This is a genomic window from Bradyrhizobium ganzhouense, assembly GCF_049949285.1.
GTDB lineage: Bacteria > Pseudomonadota > Alphaproteobacteria > Rhizobiales > Xanthobacteraceae > Bradyrhizobium > Bradyrhizobium ganzhouense.
Map to the genome: position 1 here is coordinate 2,811,827 of NZ_CP181318.1, position 20,356 is coordinate 2,832,182.

Annotated in this window: 20 protein-coding genes; 8 read left to right on the forward strand and 12 right to left on the reverse strand. The window is 64.1% G+C overall.

Translation table 11 applies throughout. The features are described 5' to 3' along the window. Window positions 1–102 precede the first annotated feature (102 nt). The 6 genes from ACLFLU_RS12930 to ACLFLU_RS12955 form a co-directional block, all read right to left on the reverse strand. Window positions 103–366: an HGGxSTG domain-containing protein gene (locus tag ACLFLU_RS12930; protein ID WP_426412564.1), complete on the reverse strand. Its 264-nt coding sequence runs from the start codon at window positions 364–366 to the stop codon at window positions 103–105. After that, a complete protein-coding gene (locus ACLFLU_RS12935; protein WP_426412565.1) occupies window positions 363–959 on the reverse strand; it encodes a hypothetical protein in 597 nt (198 codons plus the stop codon). Before ACLFLU_RS12935 ends, ACLFLU_RS12930 begins: the two co-directional genes overlap by 4 nt. Window positions 960–1,339: 380 nt before the next feature. After that, window positions 1,340–3,880: an ATP-binding cassette domain-containing protein gene (locus ACLFLU_RS12940; RefSeq protein ID WP_426412566.1), complete on the reverse strand. Its 2,541-nt coding sequence runs from the start codon at window positions 3,878–3,880 to the stop codon at window positions 1,340–1,342. Further along, the gene (locus ACLFLU_RS12945; protein WP_426412567.1) at window positions 3,877–4,752 is read right to left on the reverse strand and encodes a branched-chain amino acid ABC transporter permease; all 876 of its coding nucleotides are present in this window, start codon (window positions 4,750–4,752) and stop codon (window positions 3,877–3,879) included. Before ACLFLU_RS12945 ends, ACLFLU_RS12940 begins: the two co-directional genes overlap by 4 nt. 28 nt (window positions 4,753–4,780) lie before the next feature. Then, a complete protein-coding gene (locus tag ACLFLU_RS12950) occupies window positions 4,781–6,025 on the reverse strand; it encodes an ABC transporter substrate-binding protein (protein WP_426412568.1) in 1,245 nt (414 codons plus the stop codon). Between the two features lie 142 nt (window positions 6,026–6,167). Then, complete coding sequence (locus ACLFLU_RS12955) at window positions 6,168–7,079, reverse strand: IclR family transcriptional regulator (RefSeq protein ID WP_426412569.1); 912 nt, start codon at window positions 7,077–7,079, stop codon at window positions 6,168–6,170. Window positions 7,080–7,307: 228 nt separating this feature from the next. Between ACLFLU_RS12955 and ACLFLU_RS12960 the strand changes: the two genes are divergently transcribed. Genes ACLFLU_RS12960 through ACLFLU_RS12970 form a run of 3 tightly spaced genes read left to right on the forward strand, consistent with a single transcriptional unit; the run spans window position 7,308 to window position 10,251 of the window. Beyond that, window positions 7,308–9,107, forward strand: coding sequence for a thiamine pyrophosphate-binding protein (locus ACLFLU_RS12960; RefSeq protein ID WP_426412570.1), 1,800 nt, complete (start codon window positions 7,308–7,310; stop codon window positions 9,105–9,107). A gap of 44 nt (window positions 9,108–9,151) precedes the next feature. After that, window positions 9,152–9,856 carry an SDR family oxidoreductase gene (locus ACLFLU_RS12965; RefSeq protein ID WP_426412571.1) on the forward strand — a complete coding sequence of 235 codons (705 nt, stop codon included), beginning with the start codon at window positions 9,152–9,154 and terminating at the stop codon, window positions 9,854–9,856. A gap of 11 nt (window positions 9,857–9,867) precedes the next feature. Beyond that, window positions 9,868–10,251, forward strand: a complete 384-nt coding sequence (locus tag ACLFLU_RS12970) for a cupin domain-containing protein (RefSeq protein WP_426412572.1) — start codon at window positions 9,868–9,870, stop codon at window positions 10,249–10,251. Window positions 10,252–10,307: 56 nt separating this feature from the next. Here the strand turns inward: ACLFLU_RS12970 and ACLFLU_RS12975 are convergent, their stop codons facing one another. From ACLFLU_RS12975 to ACLFLU_RS12985, 3 genes are all read right to left on the reverse strand, one after another. Then, window positions 10,308–10,583 (reverse strand): hypothetical protein, encoded by a 276-nt coding sequence (locus ACLFLU_RS12975; RefSeq protein WP_426412573.1) that lies wholly within the window; start codon window positions 10,581–10,583, stop codon window positions 10,308–10,310. 80 nt (window positions 10,584–10,663) lie between these two features. After that, complete coding sequence (locus tag ACLFLU_RS12980; RefSeq protein ID WP_426412574.1) at window positions 10,664–11,521, reverse strand: VOC family protein; 858 nt, start codon at window positions 11,519–11,521, stop codon at window positions 10,664–10,666. A gap of 147 nt (window positions 11,522–11,668) precedes the next feature. Beyond that, window positions 11,669–12,862, reverse strand: a complete 1,194-nt coding sequence (locus tag ACLFLU_RS12985) for a urate hydroxylase PuuD (RefSeq protein WP_426412575.1) — start codon at window positions 12,860–12,862, stop codon at window positions 11,669–11,671. 205 nt (window positions 12,863–13,067) lie between these two features. Here ACLFLU_RS12985 and ACLFLU_RS12990 point away from each other — a divergent pair, with 205 nt between their 5' ends. Then, a complete protein-coding gene (locus ACLFLU_RS12990; protein WP_426413976.1) occupies window positions 13,068–14,369 on the forward strand; it encodes a PQQ-dependent sugar dehydrogenase in 1,302 nt (433 codons plus the stop codon). Window positions 14,370–14,557: 188 nt separating this feature from the next. Here ACLFLU_RS12990 and ACLFLU_RS12995 read toward each other — a convergent pair whose 3' ends face one another. Genes ACLFLU_RS12995 through ACLFLU_RS13005 form a run of 3 tightly spaced genes read right to left on the reverse strand, consistent with a single transcriptional unit; the run spans window position 14,558 to window position 16,156 of the window. Continuing rightward, entirely contained in the window at window positions 14,558–15,358 is an 801-nt protein-coding gene (locus ACLFLU_RS12995; protein ID WP_426412576.1) for an SDR family NAD(P)-dependent oxidoreductase, read from the reverse strand. Window position 15,359: 1 nt separating this feature from the next. Beyond that, entirely contained in the window at window positions 15,360–15,914 is a 555-nt protein-coding gene (locus ACLFLU_RS13000) for a carboxymuconolactone decarboxylase family protein (RefSeq protein WP_426412577.1), read from the reverse strand. Between the two features lie 14 nt (window positions 15,915–15,928). Next, window positions 15,929–16,156, reverse strand: coding sequence for an SDR family oxidoreductase (locus tag ACLFLU_RS13005; RefSeq protein WP_426412578.1), 228 nt, complete (start codon window positions 16,154–16,156; stop codon window positions 15,929–15,931). Window positions 16,157–16,389: 233 nt separating this feature from the next. Between ACLFLU_RS13005 and ACLFLU_RS13010 the strand changes: the two genes are divergently transcribed. Genes ACLFLU_RS13010 through cyoD form a run of 4 tightly spaced genes read left to right on the forward strand, consistent with a single transcriptional unit; the run spans window position 16,390 to window position 20,240 of the window. After that, window positions 16,390–17,223 (forward strand): cytochrome ubiquinol oxidase subunit II, encoded by an 834-nt coding sequence (locus tag ACLFLU_RS13010; protein WP_426412579.1) that lies wholly within the window; start codon window positions 16,390–16,392, stop codon window positions 17,221–17,223. Beyond that, entirely contained in the window at window positions 17,213–19,213 is a 2,001-nt protein-coding gene (gene cyoB, locus ACLFLU_RS13015) for a cytochrome o ubiquinol oxidase subunit I (RefSeq protein WP_426413977.1), read from the forward strand. Before ACLFLU_RS13010 ends, cyoB begins: the two co-directional genes overlap by 11 nt. Then, window positions 19,213–19,854 (forward strand): cytochrome (ubi)quinol oxidase subunit III, encoded by a 642-nt coding sequence (locus ACLFLU_RS13020; protein ID WP_426412580.1) that lies wholly within the window; start codon window positions 19,213–19,215, stop codon window positions 19,852–19,854. The genes cyoB and ACLFLU_RS13020 overlap by 1 nt, the downstream gene beginning before the upstream one ends. After that, window positions 19,851–20,240, forward strand: coding sequence for a cytochrome o ubiquinol oxidase subunit IV (gene cyoD, locus ACLFLU_RS13025; RefSeq protein ID WP_426412581.1), 390 nt, complete (start codon window positions 19,851–19,853; stop codon window positions 20,238–20,240). The genes ACLFLU_RS13020 and cyoD overlap by 4 nt, the downstream gene beginning before the upstream one ends. Window positions 20,241–20,356: the final 116 nt, after the last annotated feature.

A 20,356-nucleotide genomic window follows, 5' to 3' on the forward strand; every position in this document is an offset into this window, starting at 1 on the left:
GGAGTTTGATAACTGCGGTTAGGAGAGCAGGGAATTCCGGTGGCATCGCTCTCAATCCATAGCGTCGACGGCAACGTATCTTGAGGCGGGATATGACCGGATTCACGTCAACTTTGTCAGCAACTGTTGCGCCTCATCCAACAGCGTTCGAATCTGCCGCCGCTCGTCGAGCGCCTCGCCAGTGAAGAAGCCGTGTTTCACGGCATTACCGTTTCCAAATGGTGCCCCGGATCCCCATGCGCCGCCGTGCATGCGGCAGCGCGCCTTGCCGCGCAGGGCAGGCGCGCGGCAATTTTCACCGTTTCGTGTTTGCGCGCCGCAACGCGGGCTCGCCAGCATCGGGCCGGTGTTGCGGGTGTGACTCATGCGAGGACGGCCTCCACCAGGCCCGGCTGCGCAGCGATCAGGTTCGCGTGCTGCGTGAAATGGCCGACGACGGCCTTGCCGCCGTCCTGCACCGATAAGTTCCGCACCGTGATCGCACACGCGCCGTTGCTGCGGTGACGGCTCAGGGCCTCCATCTGGGCGGCGTAAGTGCGGGCCAGCCGGGTCAGTGCGCGCGTGAGGCTCTCCTGCTGCGGCACGTCGTCGGTGCAGGCGAGGCGGCAGGCGCAGCGCATCGACGCGACGTGAATGCTCACCATCTGCGCCGCCAGCATGGCCTCGAGCGAATCCTTCGGCGTGATGCTCTTCAGCATCGAGACCATGAAGGAGAGATTGCCCTGGTCGGGCTTGCGCGCAACCACGCTGGCTTTCACCAGCTGGCTCAACAGGCCATGCAGCGCGTCGCGGTCGACGGCGCCGATCGCCTCGGCCAGCAGCTTTTCGCCGGTGCATGGATCGGGGTGGTCGATCACGATGCGCCTGCGCCGGAGTTTGACCTTCGGGCTTGCGATGATTGGGGTGGGATCGTTCGCCGCAACGGGCATCGTCTCGGTAGGTGTCGGTAATGTCGTCATGCGCTGTCCTATGCCGGCGCAGGCGCAATGGTTCGCGGCGAGCGAAGCCGATCGCGCGCTGAGCGGCGGTTGAGATTTTCAGATGTCGATGAGGAGTATTCGCGCCGCCAGGTCGAGCGCGCCCATGAGCGGGCGGGGCCTGGACACAGGCGATTGTCGCGATGATGCCATCGTGCGCCTGTTTTGCCCGACGTGTCAAACGGAATTTCGGGATACGCGAAGCCGTCTTCGCGCAAGTCCTTGTTATGGCTGACGTCGGCTACTGTGCATGGGGTTGTTTTCCGGGTGAGGGCTCTGTCCGCTTGAGGACTGTCCCTTCGCGGAGACACCCTCTCCCCAACCCTCTCCCGCAAGCGGGAGAGGGAGCGCACCTGTTTCCGTCACAGCCAGAGGATCTGCTTGCGATAGCCGAGATCGTTCAGCAGCGGCGCCGCCGGTCCCTGGTGGAACACGGCGCCGCGCTCCAGCGCGAAGACGCGGTCGGCGAGCGCCAGCACGAGGTCGAGATTGTGCTCGACGATCACGATCGACATGTGCCGGCGGAGTGCATCGAACACTTTGAACAACTCCAGCGTCACCGCTGGCGCGAGGCCCTCAAACGGCTCGTCGAGCAGCAGCAGGCGGACATTGCCCGACATCGCGCGGGCCACCGCCACCATCTGCTGCTCGCCGCCGGAGAGATAGTCGGCCGCGATATTCATCCGCTCCTTCAGGCGGGGGAAGTATTGCAGAATCTGTTCCTCGTCCCAGACCACGCCATCGCTGCCGTCGGTCTTGCGCGCGAGGCGCCCGAGCGCGAGGTTCTCGCGCACGGTCATGCCGGCAAACAGCCCGCGGCCCTGCGGCACATAGCCGATGCCGCGACGCGCGATGTCGGGCGCGGCGAGGCGGGCGATATCGTCACCGCGATAGGCGATGCTGCCTGATGCCGTCGTCACGAGCCCGGCGATGGTTTTCAGCAGCGTCGACTTGCCCGCGCCGTTGCGCCCGAGCAGGGCGACGATCTCGCCCTCGCGCACGTCGAGCGCGGCATCGTTGAGGATGTGGCTCTTGCCATAGAACGTGTTGACGCCGTCGAGCCGCAGCACGGTCGCCTGCGCGCCGGATGCCTCGTCGCTGCGGCGATGCTCGACGGCGGGAATGCCCTTGCCGGTGTAGATCTCCTGCACCCGGAGGTCGGCCCGCACGGCGCCGGGGCAGTCGGACATCAGCACTTCGCCCTGGTTCATCACGGTGACCACCTGTGAGAAGCCAAGCACGCGGTCGATGTCGTGCTCGACGATCAGCACGGGAATGTTGGCCGCGATGTTCTTGATGAGGTTCGACACCCGCTCGCGCTCGGCTGCGGCAAGGCCGGCCAGCGGCTCGTCGAGTAGCAGCACCTGCGGCTTGGAGCCGAGCGCGATGCCGAGATCGACCAGCCGCTGCCCGCCATAGGAGAGCTCGCCGCCCTCGATCTCCTCGATGCCTTCGAGGCCGAGGAATTTTGTCAGCGCGGCGGTCTCGGCGTGGATGTCCTTGTAGGCGTCGATGTCGTTCCAGATGTTGAAGCGCATCGCCCGCCGCGCCTGCAGCGACAGGCGCAGGTTCTCGTAGATCGAGAGCCCGCGAAACAAATTGGTGATCTGGAACGAGCGCGCCAGCCCCTGATGGCAGATCGCATTCGCCGGCACGCCCGCGATGTCGCGCCCCTGCAGGCGGATCGTGCCCTGGTCCGGCGCGTAGAGGCCGGAGACCAGATTGAACAGCGTGGTCTTGCCGGCGCCGTTCGGCCCGATCAGCGCGTGGATCTCGCCAGCCTGGATTTTGATGCTGGCATTCTCCACCGCGCGGATGCCGCCGAACTTTCGGGAGACGCCGCTGACTTCCAGCACCGTGCCTTTCAGTGCTACGGGCCGGAGGAAATCGGGCAGGGGCAGGCCGTCATAGATCTTGCGCCGGCTCATCGCCGCCGTCTCTTCCGCGGGCGGACGGAAGCGGCGCATGACCAGCGCGCCGATGCCGACGAGGCCGCTTGGCGAGTACATTACGAAGGCCACGAAGGTGAGGCCGAACCAGAACAGCCAGTCCGACGTCCAGATCGAGAACAGCTCGCGGAACAGAATGAAGAACGCCGCGCCGAGCGCAGGCCCGAGCAGGCTGCGCATGCCGCCGATCACGACCATCGCCAGCAACTCGCCCGCGAACGGCACGGAGACGGCTTCCGCCGAGACGAGATAGTTCAGGAACGCGATCAGCGCGCCGGCAAGGCCCGTGACGACGGCCGAGATCACGAACACCGTGAGCTTGTAGCGTTCGACCGGATAGCCCTGAAAATTCGCCCGCAACTGGTTTTCGCGGATCGCCACCAGCACATGCCCGAACGGTGAGCGCACCAGGCGCATCAGCACATAGAGCACAGCGAGGCTGATCACCGCGACCACGATGTAATAATTCAGCGCACTGTCGAAGCTCACGGGGCCGATGCCGCCGCGCTTCAACCCGCCGAGCCCGTCCTCGCCGCCGGTGAGGCTCGTCCAGCGGAAGGCGGTGGTGTAGACCAGCGCTGCCAGCGCCAGCGTCAGCAGCGAGAAATAGACGCCGCGCCGGCGCAGGATCAGCATGCCGATCACGCTTGAGGCGATCGCGACGACGACCACCGATCCCAGCAGCGGCAGCCAGATCTCGCCGGGAAAGAAGCGCAGCTGGATCAGCCCGGCGGCATAGGCGCCGATGCCGAACCAGGTGCTGTGGCCGAAGGAGACGAGGCCGGTGTATCCGATGCAGAGGTTGAGCCCCATCGCCGCGATGGCAAGGCCAAGCATCCAGGTGCCGGTGTTGAGCGAGAGGCCGAGCGCGCGCAGCAGGAAGGGCAATGCGATGACCGCAACGCCTGCGATCAGCAGCGGCCTCAACCGTTCCATGGTCGAGGCGTTCTTCATTCGAACTTCTCGATGCGTTCGCCGAGCAGGCCGCGCGGGCGCACCAGCAGCACCACGAACATCAGGAGGTAGATCGAGGCTTCGCCTGCCGCGGGCTCGAAGTGAATGGCGATGCCGCGCACGACGCCGACGAGAAGCGCCGCGATGACCACGCCCCAGAAGCTGCCGAGCCCGCCGATCACGACCACGACGAAGGCGATGGTCATGATATCGGCGCCCATGGCGGGGTGCACAGTCGTGATCGGTGCGAAGAACGCGCCGCCGAGCGCGGCGAGACCGACGCCGAGTATGACGATCGCCGTCATGTAGGGCTGCAGGCGAATGCCGAGCGCCGCGACCATGTCGGGCCGCTGGATGCCGGCGCGGACCACGCGTCCGAACGAGGTTTTTTGCAGGAGCCACCAGACGCCGAGCAGTATCGCCGCGACGACGCCGACGATCAGCAGGCGATAGCGCGAGAACAGGAAGTCGCCGACGATGACCGAGCCGCGGAAACCCTGCGGGATCTCGGTCGTAACAGGCGCCGCGCCCCAGATCATGCGGATCGCCTGCTCTGCGACCATCGCCAGTCCGAAGGTCACGAGCAGGCTGAGGATCGGATCAGCGGTGTAGAAGCGGCGCAGGATGAAGCGCTCGAACAGGATGCCGAGCAGGGCGACAGCAAGCGGCGAGATCACCACGGCGGGACCGAAGCCGAGGCGGCTGGTCAGCTCGACGCAGATGTAGGCACCGAGCGCATAGAAGGCACCATGCGCGAGATTGACGATGCCGCCGACCGAGAAGATCAGCGACAGCCCGAGCGCGATGAGCAAATAATAGCCTCCGAGCACGAGGCCATTCACCACCTGTTCCAGCAGGAACTCGAACTGCATGTTGCGTGCGCCTTGCCGGGTGCTGGTGTCAGGCCTTGATCTCGCAGGGGTTCTGCTCTTTGGTCGGATAGATCGTCTCCAACGGATCGTTCGCCGCCGGCACCGCATCGCCCAGCACCAGCATGTCCCACTGGTCCTTCATCTGGTCCTTTGGCTTCACGGTGAACGGATAGGCTTCCTGCACCAGCTGGTGATCCCAGGAGCGGAAGTAGGCCTTGCGCGCCTTGCCGATGTCGAATTGCGCCTGCTTCTCGAAATAGGCGATCAGTTCGCCGCTGTCGGTCGATTTGGTGGTGCTGATCGCTTCCGCCAGGAGCTTCAGCGTGACGTAGTCGATCCAGGCGTGGTTCTCCGGCGGCTTGCCGTATTTCTTGGTGAAGGCGGCGACGAAGGCCTGCGATGTCGGGTTGGCCAGCGTGTGGTACCAGACCGTCGGCCAGGTGCCGCTGAGATTGCCGGCACCCGCAGCCCAGGCATCGCCGGTGTTGAGATTGAATCCGACCAGCGGATAGGGGAAGCCGAACTCGGCATATTGCTTGACGAGATTTGTCACCTGATTGCCGGCGAGGTTGCAGCAGACCACGTCGGGTTTTGCCTGCCGCACTTTTAGGAGATACGGGCTGAAGTCGGTGACATCGGTTGCGATCAGCTCGTCGCCGATCAAATTGGCATCATGCGCGCCGAAGAAGGTTTTTGCGGCCTTCAGCAGGTCATGGCCGAAAATGTAGTCCGCCGTCAGCGTGAAGAATTTCTTGCCTTTCACCATGCCCTGCTGCGACAGCGCTGTGCCGACCGCGTTCACCATCACGGTGTTCGGGATGTCGCAGTGGAACGAGTATTTGTTGCAGCTCTTGCCGCGCAGCGCGTCCGAGCGCGCGCCGGTGGAGAAGAACACCTTCTTGTTGCGTTCGGCGACCTGCATGATGGTCAGCGAGGAGGCGGATGAGATTTCGCCGAGCAGCACCACCGCGCCGTCCTGCTCCAGCATGCGCTGCGCCTTGGTCGCGGCGGTGGCCGGGTTGATCGAGTCTTCCGAGAGCAGGTCGATCGGTTTGCCCAAAATGCCGCCGGACGCGTTGATCTCTTCGGCTGCGAGTTTTGCGCCGAGCTGCGCGTAGCTGCCGATTACGCCGAGGAAGCCGGTAAGCGGCGTCAGGTGCCCGATCCGGATTTTCTCGGCCTGGGCCCTGACGATCGCGGGAAACCCGAGGGCGGCCGCGCCAGCAAAGGCTGCGGCAGCCCGTAACAACGTCCGTCGTGGGTAGCGGATCATCTCTGTCTCCTCCCGGGTGCATCGCGTGCCTCCCTTCAAAACCGGGTATCCGGTATTGTGAGAGAGCTTTTTCTAATGCTGGAGGATAATCCCGAACGCCATTGCCGGTGTCAACCGGCAAAATCGCCGCTTGGGTCGCGGCTCAGGCTTTCTGCGTGAACGGCTTGTGCGCCCGGTCCTTGGCGCCGAACTCCACCGACAGGCGGTCAGCGGCGGCCTGCACGACCTGCGCGCCGGCGTGCAGTGCCTGGTTGGACAGGCGCCAGATCGGCCCGGAAATGCCGAGCGCGCCGATCACCTGCCCCGTGAAATCGGTGACGGGCACGGCGACGCAGCGCACTTCCGGATTGAACTCGCCGTCGTCGAAGGCAACCCCGGTGCGCTGCACCTCGGCGATCTCGCGCATCAGCGCGCCGACATCGCTGATGGATTTGGGTGTCGACGGTTTCAGCTCGACGCGGTCGATGAAGCGCTTGAGCTGCTCGGGGCGCAGCGAAGCCAGAATGATCTTGCCGAGCGCGGTGCAATGGGCGGGCCGCACCACACCGACGCGATCGGTGAGCTGGAACGCGCCGGGGCCGCTGGTACGGGCGATCACGACCACCGCATCGCCCATTCGTACGGCAAAATGCCCGCTTTCGCCGGTCTGGCGCGATAGCTCCTCCAGCACGGGCGTTGCGACATTGACCATCTCGATCTCGTCGAGCGCCGATGCGGCGAGTGCAAAAAGTGGCCGGCCGATGCGGTAGCGTTTGTTGTCCTTCTCCTGGCGGAGGTAGCCGAGCGAGACCAGCGTCTTTGCGAGATGAAAGGTGGTGGAGTTGTGCAAGCCGACCAGCTTGCTCAGTTCCGCAAGTCCAATTCCTTCGCGATGGCGCGCCACTTCTTCGAGGATCGAGAAGGCGCGCCCGAGCGATTGAACGCCACCGCCGCGTTGCTTGTCCTCGGCCTCGTCGTCGCCATCCGCCTTGGGTGCAGGGACCAGTTTGGCAATCGCGGCCTTGCGCGGGCTTGCAGGCTTCTCGCCGGTGGTCGGGTTGGTACGCGATCTCAAGGACTGGGCTCCCTCTGGTGAATCGTCATGGCTCCGTTCTTGCGACAGTAGCACGCAACCGGCGCAGCCGTCGGCGCGGAGCTTCGCGTTTCCTCAAGCGCGAGTCTATCACAATATAAATTGACGTACAGCATTATGAGAAATAGGCTCCCCGCGGCCCCATGATGACCGGCCGCGTTCTCCGCATCGGTACACAAGAAATCGACGGGCCGAGAGGGAGACCGGTTGATGTCGAAGAACATGCTCAATGGCGCCCAGGTCATTGTCGATTATCTGATCCAGGAGAAGGTGCCGCAGGTGTTCGGGCTCTGCGGCCATGGCAACATCCAGTTCATCGACGCGCTGTACGAGCGATCTTCCGAAATCAAGACGATCTCCGTGCATCACGAGAGCGTCGCCGGCTTCATGGCCGACGTCTACTACCGCGTCTCCGGCCGGCCGACTGCGACCTTCACCTCTTGCGGGCCGGGCTCGGCGAATCTGCCGATCTCGCTGGCGAATGCTTTCCTCGATTCCGTGCCGTTCATGGCGATCACCGGCAATGTGCCGACCAGCCAGTTCAACCGCGGAGCGTTCCAGGAGATGTACCGGCACTACCAGGCCGACTTTCCCTCAACCGTGCGCACGATGTGCAAGAAGGTGTTCCAGCCGACGCGCGGCGAGATGGTGCCGCTCGCGGTACGGCAGGCCTGGAAGACGATGGTCACAGGACGGCCGGGGCCCGTTGTGATCGATGTACCCTTCGATGTCTTCATGGAATCGGCGGCCGAAGAGGCCCCAAAGGCGAGCGAGTGGAGCGCTAATATCTCGAGCCGCTGCGGCGCCGATCCGGAAGGCGTCGAGAAGGCGGTCGACATGCTGCTTGCGGCCGAGCGGCCGGTGATGCTGGTCGGGCAGGGCGTACGCTATGGTGGTGCGGCGGAGGAGTTGCGTAAGCTTGCCGAACGGCTGCAGATTCCGGTTGCGGCGTCCGCGAGCGGCCTCGGTGCGCTCGACGTCAATCATCCGCTGGCGCTCGGCCTCGTCGCGCGCGCCGGGCACTACCAAGCCAATCACGCCGCGCGGCAGGCCGACGTTCTGCTCGCGCTCGGCGTCCGCTTCGACGACCGTACCTCGAGCTCGTGGATTCCTGGCTATTCCTTCACGATCCCGCCGACGCGATTGATCCATGTCGACATCGACCCCGAGGAGATCGGCCGCAACTATCCCGTCGCGCTCGGATTGATGGCCGACGTCCGCACTTTCCTGCGGCAGGTGCACGCCGAGCTCGATCGCCGCGACAATCTGTTCAAGAAATCGGATGCGCGTAAAAAGTGGCTGGCGCAGATCGACGGCTATCGCAAGGAGTGGGACAAGTTCGTCGCGGCCGGCTTCTCCGACGACACCACGCCGATCAATCCGCAGCGCGCGGCGGCCGAGATCGACAAGGCGCTGCCGGAGGATGCGATTCTCGTTTCCGACATTGGTGTACATCACAACTGGCTGCTCGGCTTCTGCAAGCCGAAGCGGCCGGACTCGCTGATCGGCTCGATGGGATTTGGCCCGATGGGCTTTGGCGTTGCCGGCGTGATGGGCGCGAAATTTGCCGCGCCCGATCGGCCCTGCGTGTCGGTCTGCGGCGACGGCGCCTTCTTCATGCATGCCAACGTGCTGGGCACCGCGGTCGAATACAATCTGCCCGTGGTCTGGGTGGTCTGGAACAATTACGCCTATGCCTCAATCCGCGGGCTTCAGCGCGGCTATCTCGGCGGTCGCGAGCTTGCGACCGACTTCAAGCACCCCGAGACGGGCCAGCGCTACAACCCGGATTTCGCGGCGATGGCGCGCTCCTGCGGCGTCGAAGGCGTGCGGGTCGATCGTGCCGGTGATCTTGGCGAGGCGATCCGCAAGGGCATTGCCGCCAACAAGCCCTATCTGATCGACGTCGATATCGCCGCGGACGTCAATCCCTCCGGCGCCGGCGTCTGGGAATTGCCGGGCCTCGGCCAGAGCAAGGCCGGTATCGGCACGCGCTTCCAGCCGGGCTGATCGCGGTTCGCAGAAGCAATCAACAAGAATACAGGGAGATGGGAATGACGCTCGCAGGCAAGAAAATCGTCGTGATCGGCGGCTCCTCAGGCATCGGCCTCGCCACGGCGGAGCTTGCAAAACGAGAGGGTGCTGACGTCGTCATCGCCTCGCGCAGCGCCGCAAAGCTCAATCCGGTCGCCGAGCGGCTGAAGGTGACGGCGATCCCGGCCGACGTCACCAGCGATCAGAGCGTCGCCGAGCTGTTCAAGCGCATCGGCGCTGTCGATCATGTCGTGCTGACGGCTGCGCAGCTCCGCACCGGGCCGTTCAAGACCGTCGCGATGGAGGATGTGCGGGCCACGATGGAGGGAAAATTCTGGGGCGCCTGGCGCGTTGCGCGCGAAGCCGAGATCCGGCCCGGCGGCTCGCTGACGCTGGTCACCGGCTTCCTCAGTGTCCGGCCGCGGCCGAACTCGGCGATCATCAGCGCGGCCAATGGCGCGCTGGAGTCGCTGGCCCGTGCGCTGGCACTCGAGCTTGCGCCGGTGCGTGTCAATGCAGTCTCGCCCGGCGTGATCGACACGCCGATCCGGGCTGCGATGCCTGAGGCTGCACGAAAGGAGATGCTGGCCAAAACGGCGGCCGCACTTCCGGTCGGCCGCGTCGGCATGGCCGAGGACATCGCCCAGCAGATCGCGAGCTTCATGAACAACGGCTTTGCCACCGGCTCGATCGTCTATGTCGACGGCGGCGCGCTGGTGAATTAGGGAGCACTGACATGGTCGAGGAAAGCAACGGCGCCTTCATCCGCAACATCGCGGAAGTGCCCTGGCGCGAATTCCCCAACCATTTTGGCGGCGCGCTGTCGAAGCCGCTGGTGATGCCGGAGACCGCGGGCTCGCGCCGTATCGACTACCGCATCTCGATGTACCAGCCGATGGCCTATGTGGCGCGCCATCACCACAAGGTGCAGGAGCAGGTCTATCACGTGCTCGACGGCGAAGGATTGATGGAGATCGCCGGCAAAAACCATGTCGTGCGCAAGCACGACGTGATCTTCCTGCCGCCCGGCGTCGAGCACGCGATCTCGAATTCGGGCCTGACCGATCTCGTGTTCCTGGTGGTCACGTCGCCGGTCACCGACGACGAGAAGCCGGTGTGATCTAGCCCGAGGAATGTTCGCGCCGCGATAGGATGGCAGGAGCGGGTCGGCGTCGGCTACGCCTTGGGGAAATCCTTGCGCATGGCGATCTCGGCGGCATCGCCGGGCGACAGCACGGTCTGCTCAAACGCCGGCTGCGGCTTCGTCATGATGTCGTAGAGCGAGATGCCCTTGATCGGCTTGTCCATGAGCTCGCGGACGCAATCCGCCAACGTGCCGTTGTAGACGAGATAGGGCGGACCTCTGTCCTTCTGTCTTTCGCCCTTCAGCGAGGGCCACTTCTTCAACTCGGCCGGCGCGTCGTAAGCGATCGGCGATCCCTCTTTGAACATGCGCGTGGCCCCCGGGCGGCTTGGACTATCGGGGAATCTTAGGGCCGCCCGGTAAACACGCGTTAAAGAATTGGTTCAAATTAGCCGGGAATGAAGGCGAGCAGGGTGCCGTTGGCCTTGGCCGGGGGCACGACGATCGCGGCTCCGCTGCGGATACCGGCCGAACCCAGCGCCTTCTCGGTCGCCGCGAGATCGCCGCTGACGAGCACCAGCGCGGCGCCGCCACGCTCGGAAAGGCCGGCGAGTGGCACGCCGGGATAGCGTTTGCCGAACTGGTCGAGCGTCAGATAGACGAAGTCGGCGCGGTCACCGCCCGATGTCACCGTCACCGCGCCGTCGGCCTCCGCCTTCGGCTCGCGATCGATCAGCCGCGCCAGATGTGCTGCTTCCTTTGCGGGCTCGGGCGTTGCGATCAGCACCTCGCTGATCCGCTTCGTCGCATTGGCGTGCGTCATCAGTTCGGGGATCCATACCGTCTCGCAGGTTTTGTGCTGGCAGGCGAAGATGCGCACGCCGCCGGGGGCTTCTGCCGTCGGCCACATGAAGGTACGGAATTTGGCCGCCGAGATCGTGCCGTTCGGCAGCGTGACCGGCCGCTCGAAATCGGTCGGACCGATCGGCGTCAGGCCACGCGCGCGGATCTCTTCGGCGCCTTCAGCGGAATCGACCGCGGTGAAGGCGATGCGCTCGATGCCTTCACCGTGCCGCTCGACGAACGCGCGGGCCGGGGCGTTGTGCTCGGTTGGCACCAGCACGCCGAGCAGCTCCATATAGTCCGGGTCGAACATGATGGTGTAGTTGCCGGTACCCATATGCGCGCTGTGGGTGCCGCGCGGCGAGAGGGTGAAGCCGAGCTGTCTGTAGTTTTCGGCGGCCCTGTCGAGGTCCTGCACCATGACCACGGCGTGGTCGATACCGATGATGTTCTTGAGGGCCACTGTGATTTCCCCGGCAATTGCATACTGACTTTGGGCGGCCCGCGGCCGCTGGTCTTGTCTACGCCGGATGGGCGATCAAGTCATTTTCAAATCGGCGGGAGAGGCGGAATTTCATTCCGCGAAAAGCTCGATCGACGCGCTATGCCGTCAGCGATCCTGCTCGCTGATATAGGCGGCGAGGATGGCGCGCTCCTCGCTGGTCATCTCGGTGATATTGCCCGGCGGCATCGCATTGGACCATGCGGCCACGCGCCCGATCAGGCGGATGTTGCGGTGGATGTGCTCGGGCGCGTCGAGCAAGATCCCCTTTGGCGCGGTCACGATGCCGGCCCAGACTGGCTCGGCCGAGTGGCACATGCTGCAGCGGGACATCACGATCTCCTCGACATTGGCGACCGTAGGCTGCGCCGACAGTGCGCCCGTCTTCACCTCGCGCGGGCCGGCCGCAGACAGGAAGAGGATCGCGATGGCGCCCGCTGCTGCGACGCCCCACACCCACCACGGCGATTTGCGCCCGGCATGGCCCTCGTTGAAGAAATGACGGATCACCGGTCCCAGCGCCAGCACGATCGCAACGATGATCCAGTTGAAGCGCGTGGCGTAGAGCAGGGGATAGTGGTTGCTGATCATCAGCACGACGACCGGCAGCGTCAGATAGTTGTTGTGGACCGAGCGCTCCTTGCTGGTCTTGCCGAGTTTTGGGTCGGGCGCCTGGCCCGCGACCAGGCTGGCGACGATCTTCTTCTGGTTCGGGATGATCACCGCAAACACGTTGGCGACCATGATGGTGCCGATGATTGCCGCGATCTGGTTGAAGGCGCCGCGTCCGCTCAGCACATGGGTGAAGGCGTAGGTCAGTGCGACCAGGAACAGATAGCCGCCGATGCCGAAGGGCAGCTCGCGCTGTGCAAGCCCGGTGCGGCAGGCGGCCTCATAGAGCAGCCACGCCAGCGCAAGGCTACCAAAGCTGAACAACCCGGCCTGGATCGGCGTGAGGTCGAGGATCGACTTGTCGATCAGGAACAAATCAGCGTCGAGATAGTACACCACCACCATCAGCGCGAAGCCGGACAGCCAGGTGGTATAGGCCTCCCATTTGAACCAGGTGAGCTCGTCCGGCATCTGGCTAGGGGCCACCAGATATTTCATGATCCGGTAGAAGCCGCCGCCATGGACCTGCCAGGCGTCGCCCTGCACGCCATCAGGCAGGTCGCTCCTGGGTTTGAGGCTGAGGTCGAGGGCGATGAAATAGAACGAGCTGCCGATCCAGGCGATCGCAGCCACTACGTGCAGCCAGCGCAACAGCAGGCTCGCCCATTCCGATACGATCGATCCCCACATGATCACCCCATCAATCGCGACATCGATGCCGCAGCTTTGATGACCGCAACCGGCGGTCGTGCCCTTACAATCTGTTGCACCGATCCGCGCCATTTTCCAGTACGATGGGTCATACCAAATGCACATCGTGCGGGCATGAGCTGACGTGGGATTTGGCAGAAAAGTCCGGGAGGAAGGCGACGTGACAATTCGCGTTTCGCACATGATGGTGCCCGCATGGCTGTTGGTTGTGTGCGTCGGCGCGCAAGCCGAGTCCGTGCTGCAAGGCAAGGATGCCTATGGCAGCTGGCAGGCCGACAAGCCCGGCGTGGTCAGGCTGATCCGCCCGCAGGATCTGGCCAAACCCGGCGCCTCGCCGTCGGTCGCCAATTTTACGCGTGTGACGTCGCGCAATGGCGCCACGCCGCTCGTGCCGGAGGGATTCAAGATCGCACTGCTGGCTGACGGCCTGTCCAATGCGCGCGTGCTGCGTGTCGCGCCGAATGGCGATATTTTCGTTGCCGAGACCGAGCCGGGACGCATTCGCGTGCTGCGTCTTGGGGAGGGCGGCAAGGTCGTCACGAACGAGGTCTTTGCCAGCGGGCTCACCCGTCCTTTCGGCATCGCCTTCTTCCCGAACGGTGAGAATCCGCGATGGGTCTATGTCGCCAATGCCGGCAATGTCGTCCGTTTTCCCTATCACGCCGGCGACCTGAAGGCGTCGGGCAAGCCAGATGTCGTGGTGGCAAACCTGGCGCAGGGATCGGGCCATTCCACCCGCGATATCGTGTTCACGCCCGACGGCAGGCGGATGCTGGTCTCGGTCGGCTCCTCCAGCAATGTCGCCGAGGGCATGGGGAGCCCGCCTGGCGGGCTCGAAGCCTGGTCGCGCACGCAAGCTGTCGGCGCCTCCTGGGGCTATGAGGCCGAGCGTGCGGCGGTGCTCTCCTTCGATCCCGAAGGCAAGGACCGCAAGCTCTATGCCACCGGCATCCGCAACTGTGTCGGCCTCGCGATCCAGCCGCAGACCGGCCTGCCCTGGTGCTCGACCAACGAGCGCGACGGTCTCGGCGACGATCTCGTGCCCGACTACGTCACCAGCGTGAAGGAAGGCGCCTTCTACGGCTGGCCGTGGTTCTACATCGGCAACAACGAAGATCCGCGTCACGCCGGCGCGCGGCCGGACCTCAAGGACAAGGTGACGGTGCCTGATGTGCTGGTGCAGCCGCATTCGGCCTCGCTCGGCATGACGTTCTACCAGGGCACGCAGTTTCCATCCGAATACCAGGGCGACGCCTTTGCCGCCGAGCACGGTTCCTGGAACCGTTCGAAACGCACCGGCTACAAGGTGATCCGCATCAGGATGAAGGACGGCAAGCCGACCGGCGAGTACGAGGATTTCGTCACGGGCTTTGTCGTGAACGACACCCAGGTGTGGGGACGGCCGGTGGGGATCGCGGTGGCCAAGGATGGCGCGCTGCTGATCTCGGAGGACACGGGCGGCACGATCTGGCGGGTGACGCATTAGACTCGCGGCGCTGAAGGTGCACCCTCGCCCCTTGCGGGAGAGGGTGGCTTCGCGATAGCGAAGCCGGGTGAGGGGTTCTATCCGCGAGTCCATCTCGCTATGAGTTCGCCGACAGAACCCCTCATCCGGCGCTTCGCGCCACCTTCTCCCGCAAGGGGAGAAGGAAGAAAGGCCGTGCTCGCTTCGACCTACCCCCGCCGCACACTCGCTCCGCCGTCCACCGGCAGCGTCACGCCCGTAATGAAATTCGCCTCGTCCGAGGCCAGGAACAGCGCGGCGTTGGCGACGTCCCATCCCGTGCCCATCTTCTTGCGTAGCGGCACCTTGCTGTCGCGTTCGGCTTCGACTTCGGCGCGGGTCTTGTGCCATTCGCGGGCGCGGGTGTCGACGGCCATCGGCGTGTTCATCAGGCCGGGCAGGATGACGTTGGCGCGAATGCCGTATTCGGCGTTCTGGTAGGCGAGCTGTTCGGTGAAAGCGATCATCGCCGATTTCGTCGCCTTGTAGGCGACGTAAGGATAGGTGGTGATCGCCGCCATCGACGAGATGTTGATGATGGCGCCGCTGTTCTGCGCGCGCATGATCGGGATCACTTCCTTGGCCGCCAGAATGCAGCTCTTCAGATTGATGGCGACGACGCGGTCGAACGCCTCCTCGGTGATCTCCAGCAGCTCGGCATCGCCGCCGGACAGGCTGACGCCGACATTGTTGTGCAGCACGTCGATCCGGCCCCAGCGCGAATGCGCGTCCGCCACCATCGCCTTGATGTCGGCAGACTTCGTCACGTCGGCACTGAACGCCGCGGCGGTTCCGTGCTTCGCCGTAATCATCGCGACGGTTTCCTGCGCCGATTCCAGATGATGGTCGACGCACAGCACCTTCGCGCCTTCGCGCGCAAAGGTCAGCGCGGTGGCGCGGCCATTGCCCATGCCTTCGCCGGGGCTCTGGCCGGCGCCTACGACGATCGCAATCTTGTCCTTCAGGCGCATGTCAGTTCACTCCGGGGATCGGGTACTGCTGGAGTACCTCTTTGTAATAGGGCTCGTTGTCGATCTTCATGGTAGCGAGCACGCGCACCACGCCGCAATAGAACGCGATGGTTAGCACGAGGTCGACCATGTGCTCGTCGGAGAGAGTCTGCTTGATCTCGGCGAAGGTTGCGTCCGACATGGCAAGCTCGCGCACCATCTCCCGGGCGCCTTTCAGGATCGCTTTTGCAAGCGGCTCCAGCTTCGAGGGCTTGCCCACGGTCTCCGCCATCAGGGCGGCGATGTCCTCGTCGGTGACGCCGAACTCCTTGCCGATTTTCACGTGGTGGGTGAACTCGTATTCCGATTTCTCCATCCAGCCGACCTGGAGGATCGCCAGCTCCCGCAGCCGCGGGTCGAGCTTGCTCTTGAAGCGGATGTAGCCGCCGATACCGTTGAAGGCGCGCGCCATCTCCGGCGAGTTGACCAGCAGCTTGTGCAGATTGGTGTTGCGCTTGAGCATGTCGCGATATTCAGGCGCGACCTGGTCGGCCTCGAGATAGGGCAGGCGGGCCATCCGTGGTGTTCCTTTCAGTGCTCTTGTGAATCAAGTTGGGGCGCTTGCAGCGTCACGCCGCCATCGACCACCAGCACCTGGCCGGTGATGTAGCGCGCAAAATTGCTGAGCAGGAATTTGACGGCATAGCCGACGTCCCAGCCGGTGCCTTCGGTCTCGAGCACGGGAGCCCTGGCTCGCGGGGCGCGGGCCAATTGCTGCAGCGCGGCCGTTGCCGATGCCTTCGCCTGCGGCTCCTGCATGTCGTTTCATCCCGATATTTTTGTGCAAACTAGCAATGGAGCGTCAAGGTGAGAAGGCCGCGCGTCCCGCGCGGATGTCATTGACATCGCACGGAATTGCATGCCGGCGGACGAGACGAGCTGCGGCTGAGTGGCGATGGTGTGGAACCCTCTTCACACAACTGCGTTTGTGGCGGGGAGTTTTTGGCGCTACGCTTCCCCTCGGGGTTTCCCAATCGCCATTGGCTTTGCCGATGAATCTGCTCAATCCACAAGGGCCGGTGGCTGCCGCCAACAGCACCATCCTGGTCGATTCCGTCGCCATCATGCTCGCGATCGTGGTGCCAACCATTTTCGCGATCCTGGCTTTTGCGTTCTGGTTTCGCGCCTCCAATCCGAAGGCACGCTTCCAGCCCGACTTCGTCTATTCGGGCCGCATCGAGATGGTGGTGTGGGCGATCCCCGCGCTCACCGTGATCCTGCTCGGCGGCGTCGCCTGGATCGGCTCGCACCAGCTCGATCCCGCCGCGCCGGTGCCGGGTACGGGCAGTCCGGTGCGTATCCAGGCCGTCTCGCTCGACTGGAAATGGCTCTTCATCTATCCGGACCAGCGCATCGCCACCGTCAACACGCTGACGGTGCCGGCAGGCGCAGAACTGAATTTCCGGCTGACATCGTCGAGCGTGATGAACGTGTTCTTCATCCCGCAGCTCGGCAGCATGATCTACACCATGAACGGGATGGTGACGCGGCTGAACCTGCGCGCCGACAACGAGGCCAAGCTTCAGGGACTGTCGGCGCATTTCTCCGGCGACGGCTTTCCCGAGATGATGTTCGACGTCAACGTGATCTCGCCGCTTGCCTTTCCCGATTGGGTCGCGGCCACCGCGAAGTCCGGTGCCGTGCTGAACGAGGAGAGCTACAAGAAACTGATGCAGCAGGGCGTCGAGAGGGGTAGGCCGACCTATCGGCTCGAGGACCCGCGCCTGTTCGACCTGATCGCGACCCAGCACATTCCGCCGGGGCCGGGGCCGGAGCTCGTCTCCGATGCCGGCCGTCCGCACAGTGGAGGCCATGATGCTCGGTAAGCTCGATTGGTCGGCGATCCCGTTCGGCCAGCCTATACCGCTCGTCGCAGGCGCCGTGGTGCTGGTGGCGATCCTGGCGGTGCTGATCTGGGTCGTGGTGAAAGGGCATCTGCCTTATCTCTGGCACGAATGGATCACCAGCGTCGACCACAAGCGCATCGGCGTGATGTATATCCTGCTGGCTTCGGTGATGCTGCTGCGCGGCGGCAGCGATGCGATCATGATGCGGATCCAGCAGGCGATCGCCTACCAGTCGCAGGGCTACCTCCCGCCGGAGCATTACAACCAGATCTTCTCAGCGCACGGCACCATCATGATCTTCTTCACGGCGATGCCGTTCGTGATCGGGCTGATGAATCTCGTCGTGCCGCTTCAGCTTGGGGTGCGCGACGTCGCTTTCCCTACGCTCAACTCCGTCGGGTTCTGGCTGACCGCGACCGGCGCGCTGCTGGTCAATATCTCGCTCGTGGTCGGCGAGTTCGCGCGCACCGGCTGGCTCGCCTTTCCGCCGCTGTCTGAATTGACCTACTCGCCCGGCGTCGGTGTCGACTACTACGCCTGGTCGCTCCAGATCTCCGGCGTCGGCACGCTGGTGGCCGGAATCAATCTCGTCACCACCGTGCTGAAGTTGCGCACCAAGGGCATGAACTATTTGCGCATGCCGATGTTCTGCTGGACCACGCTGGCCTCGAACCTGCTGATCGTCGCGGCCTTCCCGATCCTCACGGCCACGCTCGCGATGCTGCTGCTCGACCGCTATCTCGGCTTCCACTTCTTCACCAACGAAGCCGGCGGCAACATGATGATGTTTATGAACCTCATCTGGGCCTGGGGACATCCCGAGGTCTATATCCTCGTGCTACCTGCCTTCGGCATCTTCTCCGAGGTGGTCTCGACCTTCTCCGGCAAGGCGCTGTTCGGTTACCGCTCAATGGTACTCGCCACCATGGCGATCTGCGTCATCTCTTTCATGGTCTGGCTGCACCATTTCTTCACGATGGGGGCGGGCCCTGACGTCAACGCCATCTTCGGAATCGCCAGCATGATTATCGCGGTGCCGACGGGGGTGAAGATCTACAACTGGCTGTTCACGATGTATGGCGGCCGCATCCGCTTTGCGACGCCGATGCTGTGGGCGGTCGGCTTCATGGTCACCTTCATCATCGGTGGCTTGACCGGCGTGCTGGTCGCGGTGCCGCCCGCCGACTTCATGCTCCACAACAGCATGTTCCTGGTGGCGCATTTCCACAACGTCATCATCGGCGGCGTGCTGTTCGGCGCCTTTGCCGGCTTCGAATACTGGTTTCCCAAGGCGTTCGGCTTCCGCCTCGACGAGCGCTGGGGCAAGCGGGCGTTCTGGTTCACGTTCACGGGCTTCTACATCACCTTCGTGCCGCTCTATGTCGCCGGCATGCTCGGCATGACGCGGCGCATGCAGCACTATGATGTCGCGGAGTGGCGGCCGTGGATGATCGTCGCGGCGCTCGGCATGGCCGTGCTGTCGATCGGCGTCGTCTGCCAGATCATGCAGCTCGTGGTCAGCATCCGCAATCGCGAGGCCTTGCGCGATCGCACCGGCGATCCCTGGGACGGCCGCTCGCTGGAATGGGCGACCTCATCGCCGCCGCCGGTGTTCAACTTCGCCTTTCATCCCGACGTCCGCGGCGAGGATGCCTATTGGGACATGAAGGTCGCCGCCCAGCAGCAATCGTTCGATCACACCGCGCCTGAGTATCACGACATCGAGATGCCCAGGAACTCGCCGACAGGGTTCGTCTGCGCGTTCTTCGCCACCATCATGGGCTTTGCGCTGATCTGGCACATCTGGTGGATGGTGATCCTGGGCGGTATCGGCGCGTTCGCGACCTTCGTCGTGTTCGCCTGGCGCGACCATGACGAATACGTCATTCCGGCCGCGGAGGTCGCCGCGATCGACCGCGTCAATCTCGAGGAACGGCGCAGCCTCGTCAGCATGGCGGGAGCGAGCTGATGTCGATGACCGCGACCGTCGGCCGCGCCCACGCCGATCCCCATCACATCGGGCTCGTCGTCGAGCATCCCGGACCTGCGCCGAAGCGGACCGTGACCGCCTACGGCTTCTGGGTCTTCCTGCTCTCCGACATCGTGATGTTCTCCTGCTTCTTTGCGGCCTATGCGGTGCTGGTGAGCCAGACCGCCGACGGCCCAAAGGGTTCGGAGATCTTCGAGCAGCGGAACGTCGCGATCGAGACGGTTTGCCTGCTGCTCTCGAGTTTCACCTGCGGCATGGCCAGCATCGCGGCCGACGTCCGCAACCGGTTCTGGTTCTATCTCGGCATGGCCGTGACCTGCGTGCTCGGCCTCATCTTCCTGGCCATCGAGTTCCGCGAATTCGCCGATCTCGTTTCGCGCGGCTACGGTCCATCGCGCAGCGCGTTCCTGACTGCGTTCTTCTCGCTGGTCGGGTGTCACGGCCTGCATGTGTCGGCTGGCGTGCTCTGGCTGCTCACCATGATGGCCCAGGTCTTCGCCAAGGGCTTTCGCGCCGATGTCCTGCGCCGGATGATGTGCTTTGCGCTGTTCTGGCACGCGCTCGACATCATCTGGGTCGGTGTCTTTTCCGTCGTGTACCTGCTTGGGAGTGGCGTATGAGCGATCAAGCGCATATTCCGGTCGAACGCGATCTCGCACCGGGCGAGGAGGAGCAACACAGTGTCGGCGCCCGGATCGTCGGCTACGTCGTGGGCCTTGGCCTCGCGCTGCTGCTCACGGCCACATCGTTCTTCATCGCCGGCACCAATCTAGTGTGGCAGCCTTCGATCCCCGTCGCGCTGGTCGTGCTCGCGATCGCGCAGATGGGCGTGCATCTGGTGTTCTTCCTGCACATCACCACGGGCCCGGACAACACCAACAACGTGCTGGCGCTGGCCTTCGGGCTTCTGGTCGTGTTCCTGGTGGTAGGCGGAACCGTCTGGATCATGTCGCATCTCAACCAGAACATGCCGCCGATGGATCAGTTCATTCGGATGCACAGCTAGCGTTGCGCAAAAAAGAAGAGCCGCTTGTTGTGACAAGCGGCCCAAGTCTAGGGAGGAAACGCCCGAGCAAAGCAATCGACCGAAGCCGGATTGCCGCCAAGGAAACGCTCGCGCAA

What these genes read in the sequence shown, in the direction of transcription:
- ACLFLU_RS12940 (WP_426412566.1), bottom strand. Translation starts at nt 3,880, where the DNA reads ATGAAGAACGCCTCGACCATGGAACGGTTGAGGCCGCTGCTGATCGCA.
- ACLFLU_RS12930 (WP_426412564.1), bottom strand. Translation starts at nt 366, where the DNA reads ATGAGTCACACCCGCAACACCGGCCCGATGCTGGCGAGCCCGCGTTGC.
- ACLFLU_RS12950 (WP_426412568.1), bottom strand. Translation starts at nt 6,025, where the DNA reads ATGATCCGCTACCCACGACGGACGTTGTTACGGGCTGCCGCAGCCTTT.
- ACLFLU_RS12995 (WP_426412576.1), bottom strand. Translation starts at nt 15,358, where the DNA reads ATGCGCCTGAAGGACAAGATTGCGATCGTCGTAGGCGCCGGCCAGAGC.
- ACLFLU_RS12960 (WP_426412570.1), top strand. Translation starts at nt 7,308, where the DNA reads ATGTCGAAGAACATGCTCAATGGCGCCCAGGTCATTGTCGATTATCTG.
- ACLFLU_RS12965 (WP_426412571.1), top strand. Translation starts at nt 9,152, where the DNA reads ATGACGCTCGCAGGCAAGAAAATCGTCGTGATCGGCGGCTCCTCAGGC.
- cyoD (WP_426412581.1), top strand. Translation starts at nt 19,851, where the DNA reads ATGAGCGATCAAGCGCATATTCCGGTCGAACGCGATCTCGCACCGGGC.
- cyoB (WP_426413977.1), top strand. Translation starts at nt 17,213, where the DNA reads ATGCTCGGTAAGCTCGATTGGTCGGCGATCCCGTTCGGCCAGCCTATA.
- ACLFLU_RS12935 (WP_426412565.1), bottom strand. Translation starts at nt 959, where the DNA reads ATGACGACATTACCGACACCTACCGAGACGATGCCCGTTGCGGCGAAC.
- ACLFLU_RS13010 (WP_426412579.1), top strand. Translation starts at nt 16,390, where the DNA reads ATGAATCTGCTCAATCCACAAGGGCCGGTGGCTGCCGCCAACAGCACC.
- ACLFLU_RS12970 (WP_426412572.1), top strand. Translation starts at nt 9,868, where the DNA reads ATGGTCGAGGAAAGCAACGGCGCCTTCATCCGCAACATCGCGGAAGTG.
- ACLFLU_RS13020 (WP_426412580.1), top strand. Translation starts at nt 19,213, where the DNA reads ATGTCGATGACCGCGACCGTCGGCCGCGCCCACGCCGATCCCCATCAC.
- ACLFLU_RS13000 (WP_426412577.1), bottom strand. Translation starts at nt 15,914, where the DNA reads ATGGCCCGCCTGCCCTATCTCGAGGCCGACCAGGTCGCGCCTGAATAT.
- ACLFLU_RS12975 (WP_426412573.1), bottom strand. Translation starts at nt 10,583, where the DNA reads ATGTTCAAAGAGGGATCGCCGATCGCTTACGACGCGCCGGCCGAGTTG.
- ACLFLU_RS12945 (WP_426412567.1), bottom strand. Translation starts at nt 4,752, where the DNA reads ATGCAGTTCGAGTTCCTGCTGGAACAGGTGGTGAATGGCCTCGTGCTC.
- ACLFLU_RS12985 (WP_426412575.1), bottom strand. Translation starts at nt 12,862, where the DNA reads ATGTGGGGATCGATCGTATCGGAATGGGCGAGCCTGCTGTTGCGCTGG.
- ACLFLU_RS13005 (WP_426412578.1), bottom strand. Translation starts at nt 16,156, where the DNA reads ATGCAGGAGCCGCAGGCGAAGGCATCGGCAACGGCCGCGCTGCAGCAA.
- ACLFLU_RS12990 (WP_426413976.1), top strand. Translation starts at nt 13,068, where the DNA reads ATGGTGCCCGCATGGCTGTTGGTTGTGTGCGTCGGCGCGCAAGCCGAG.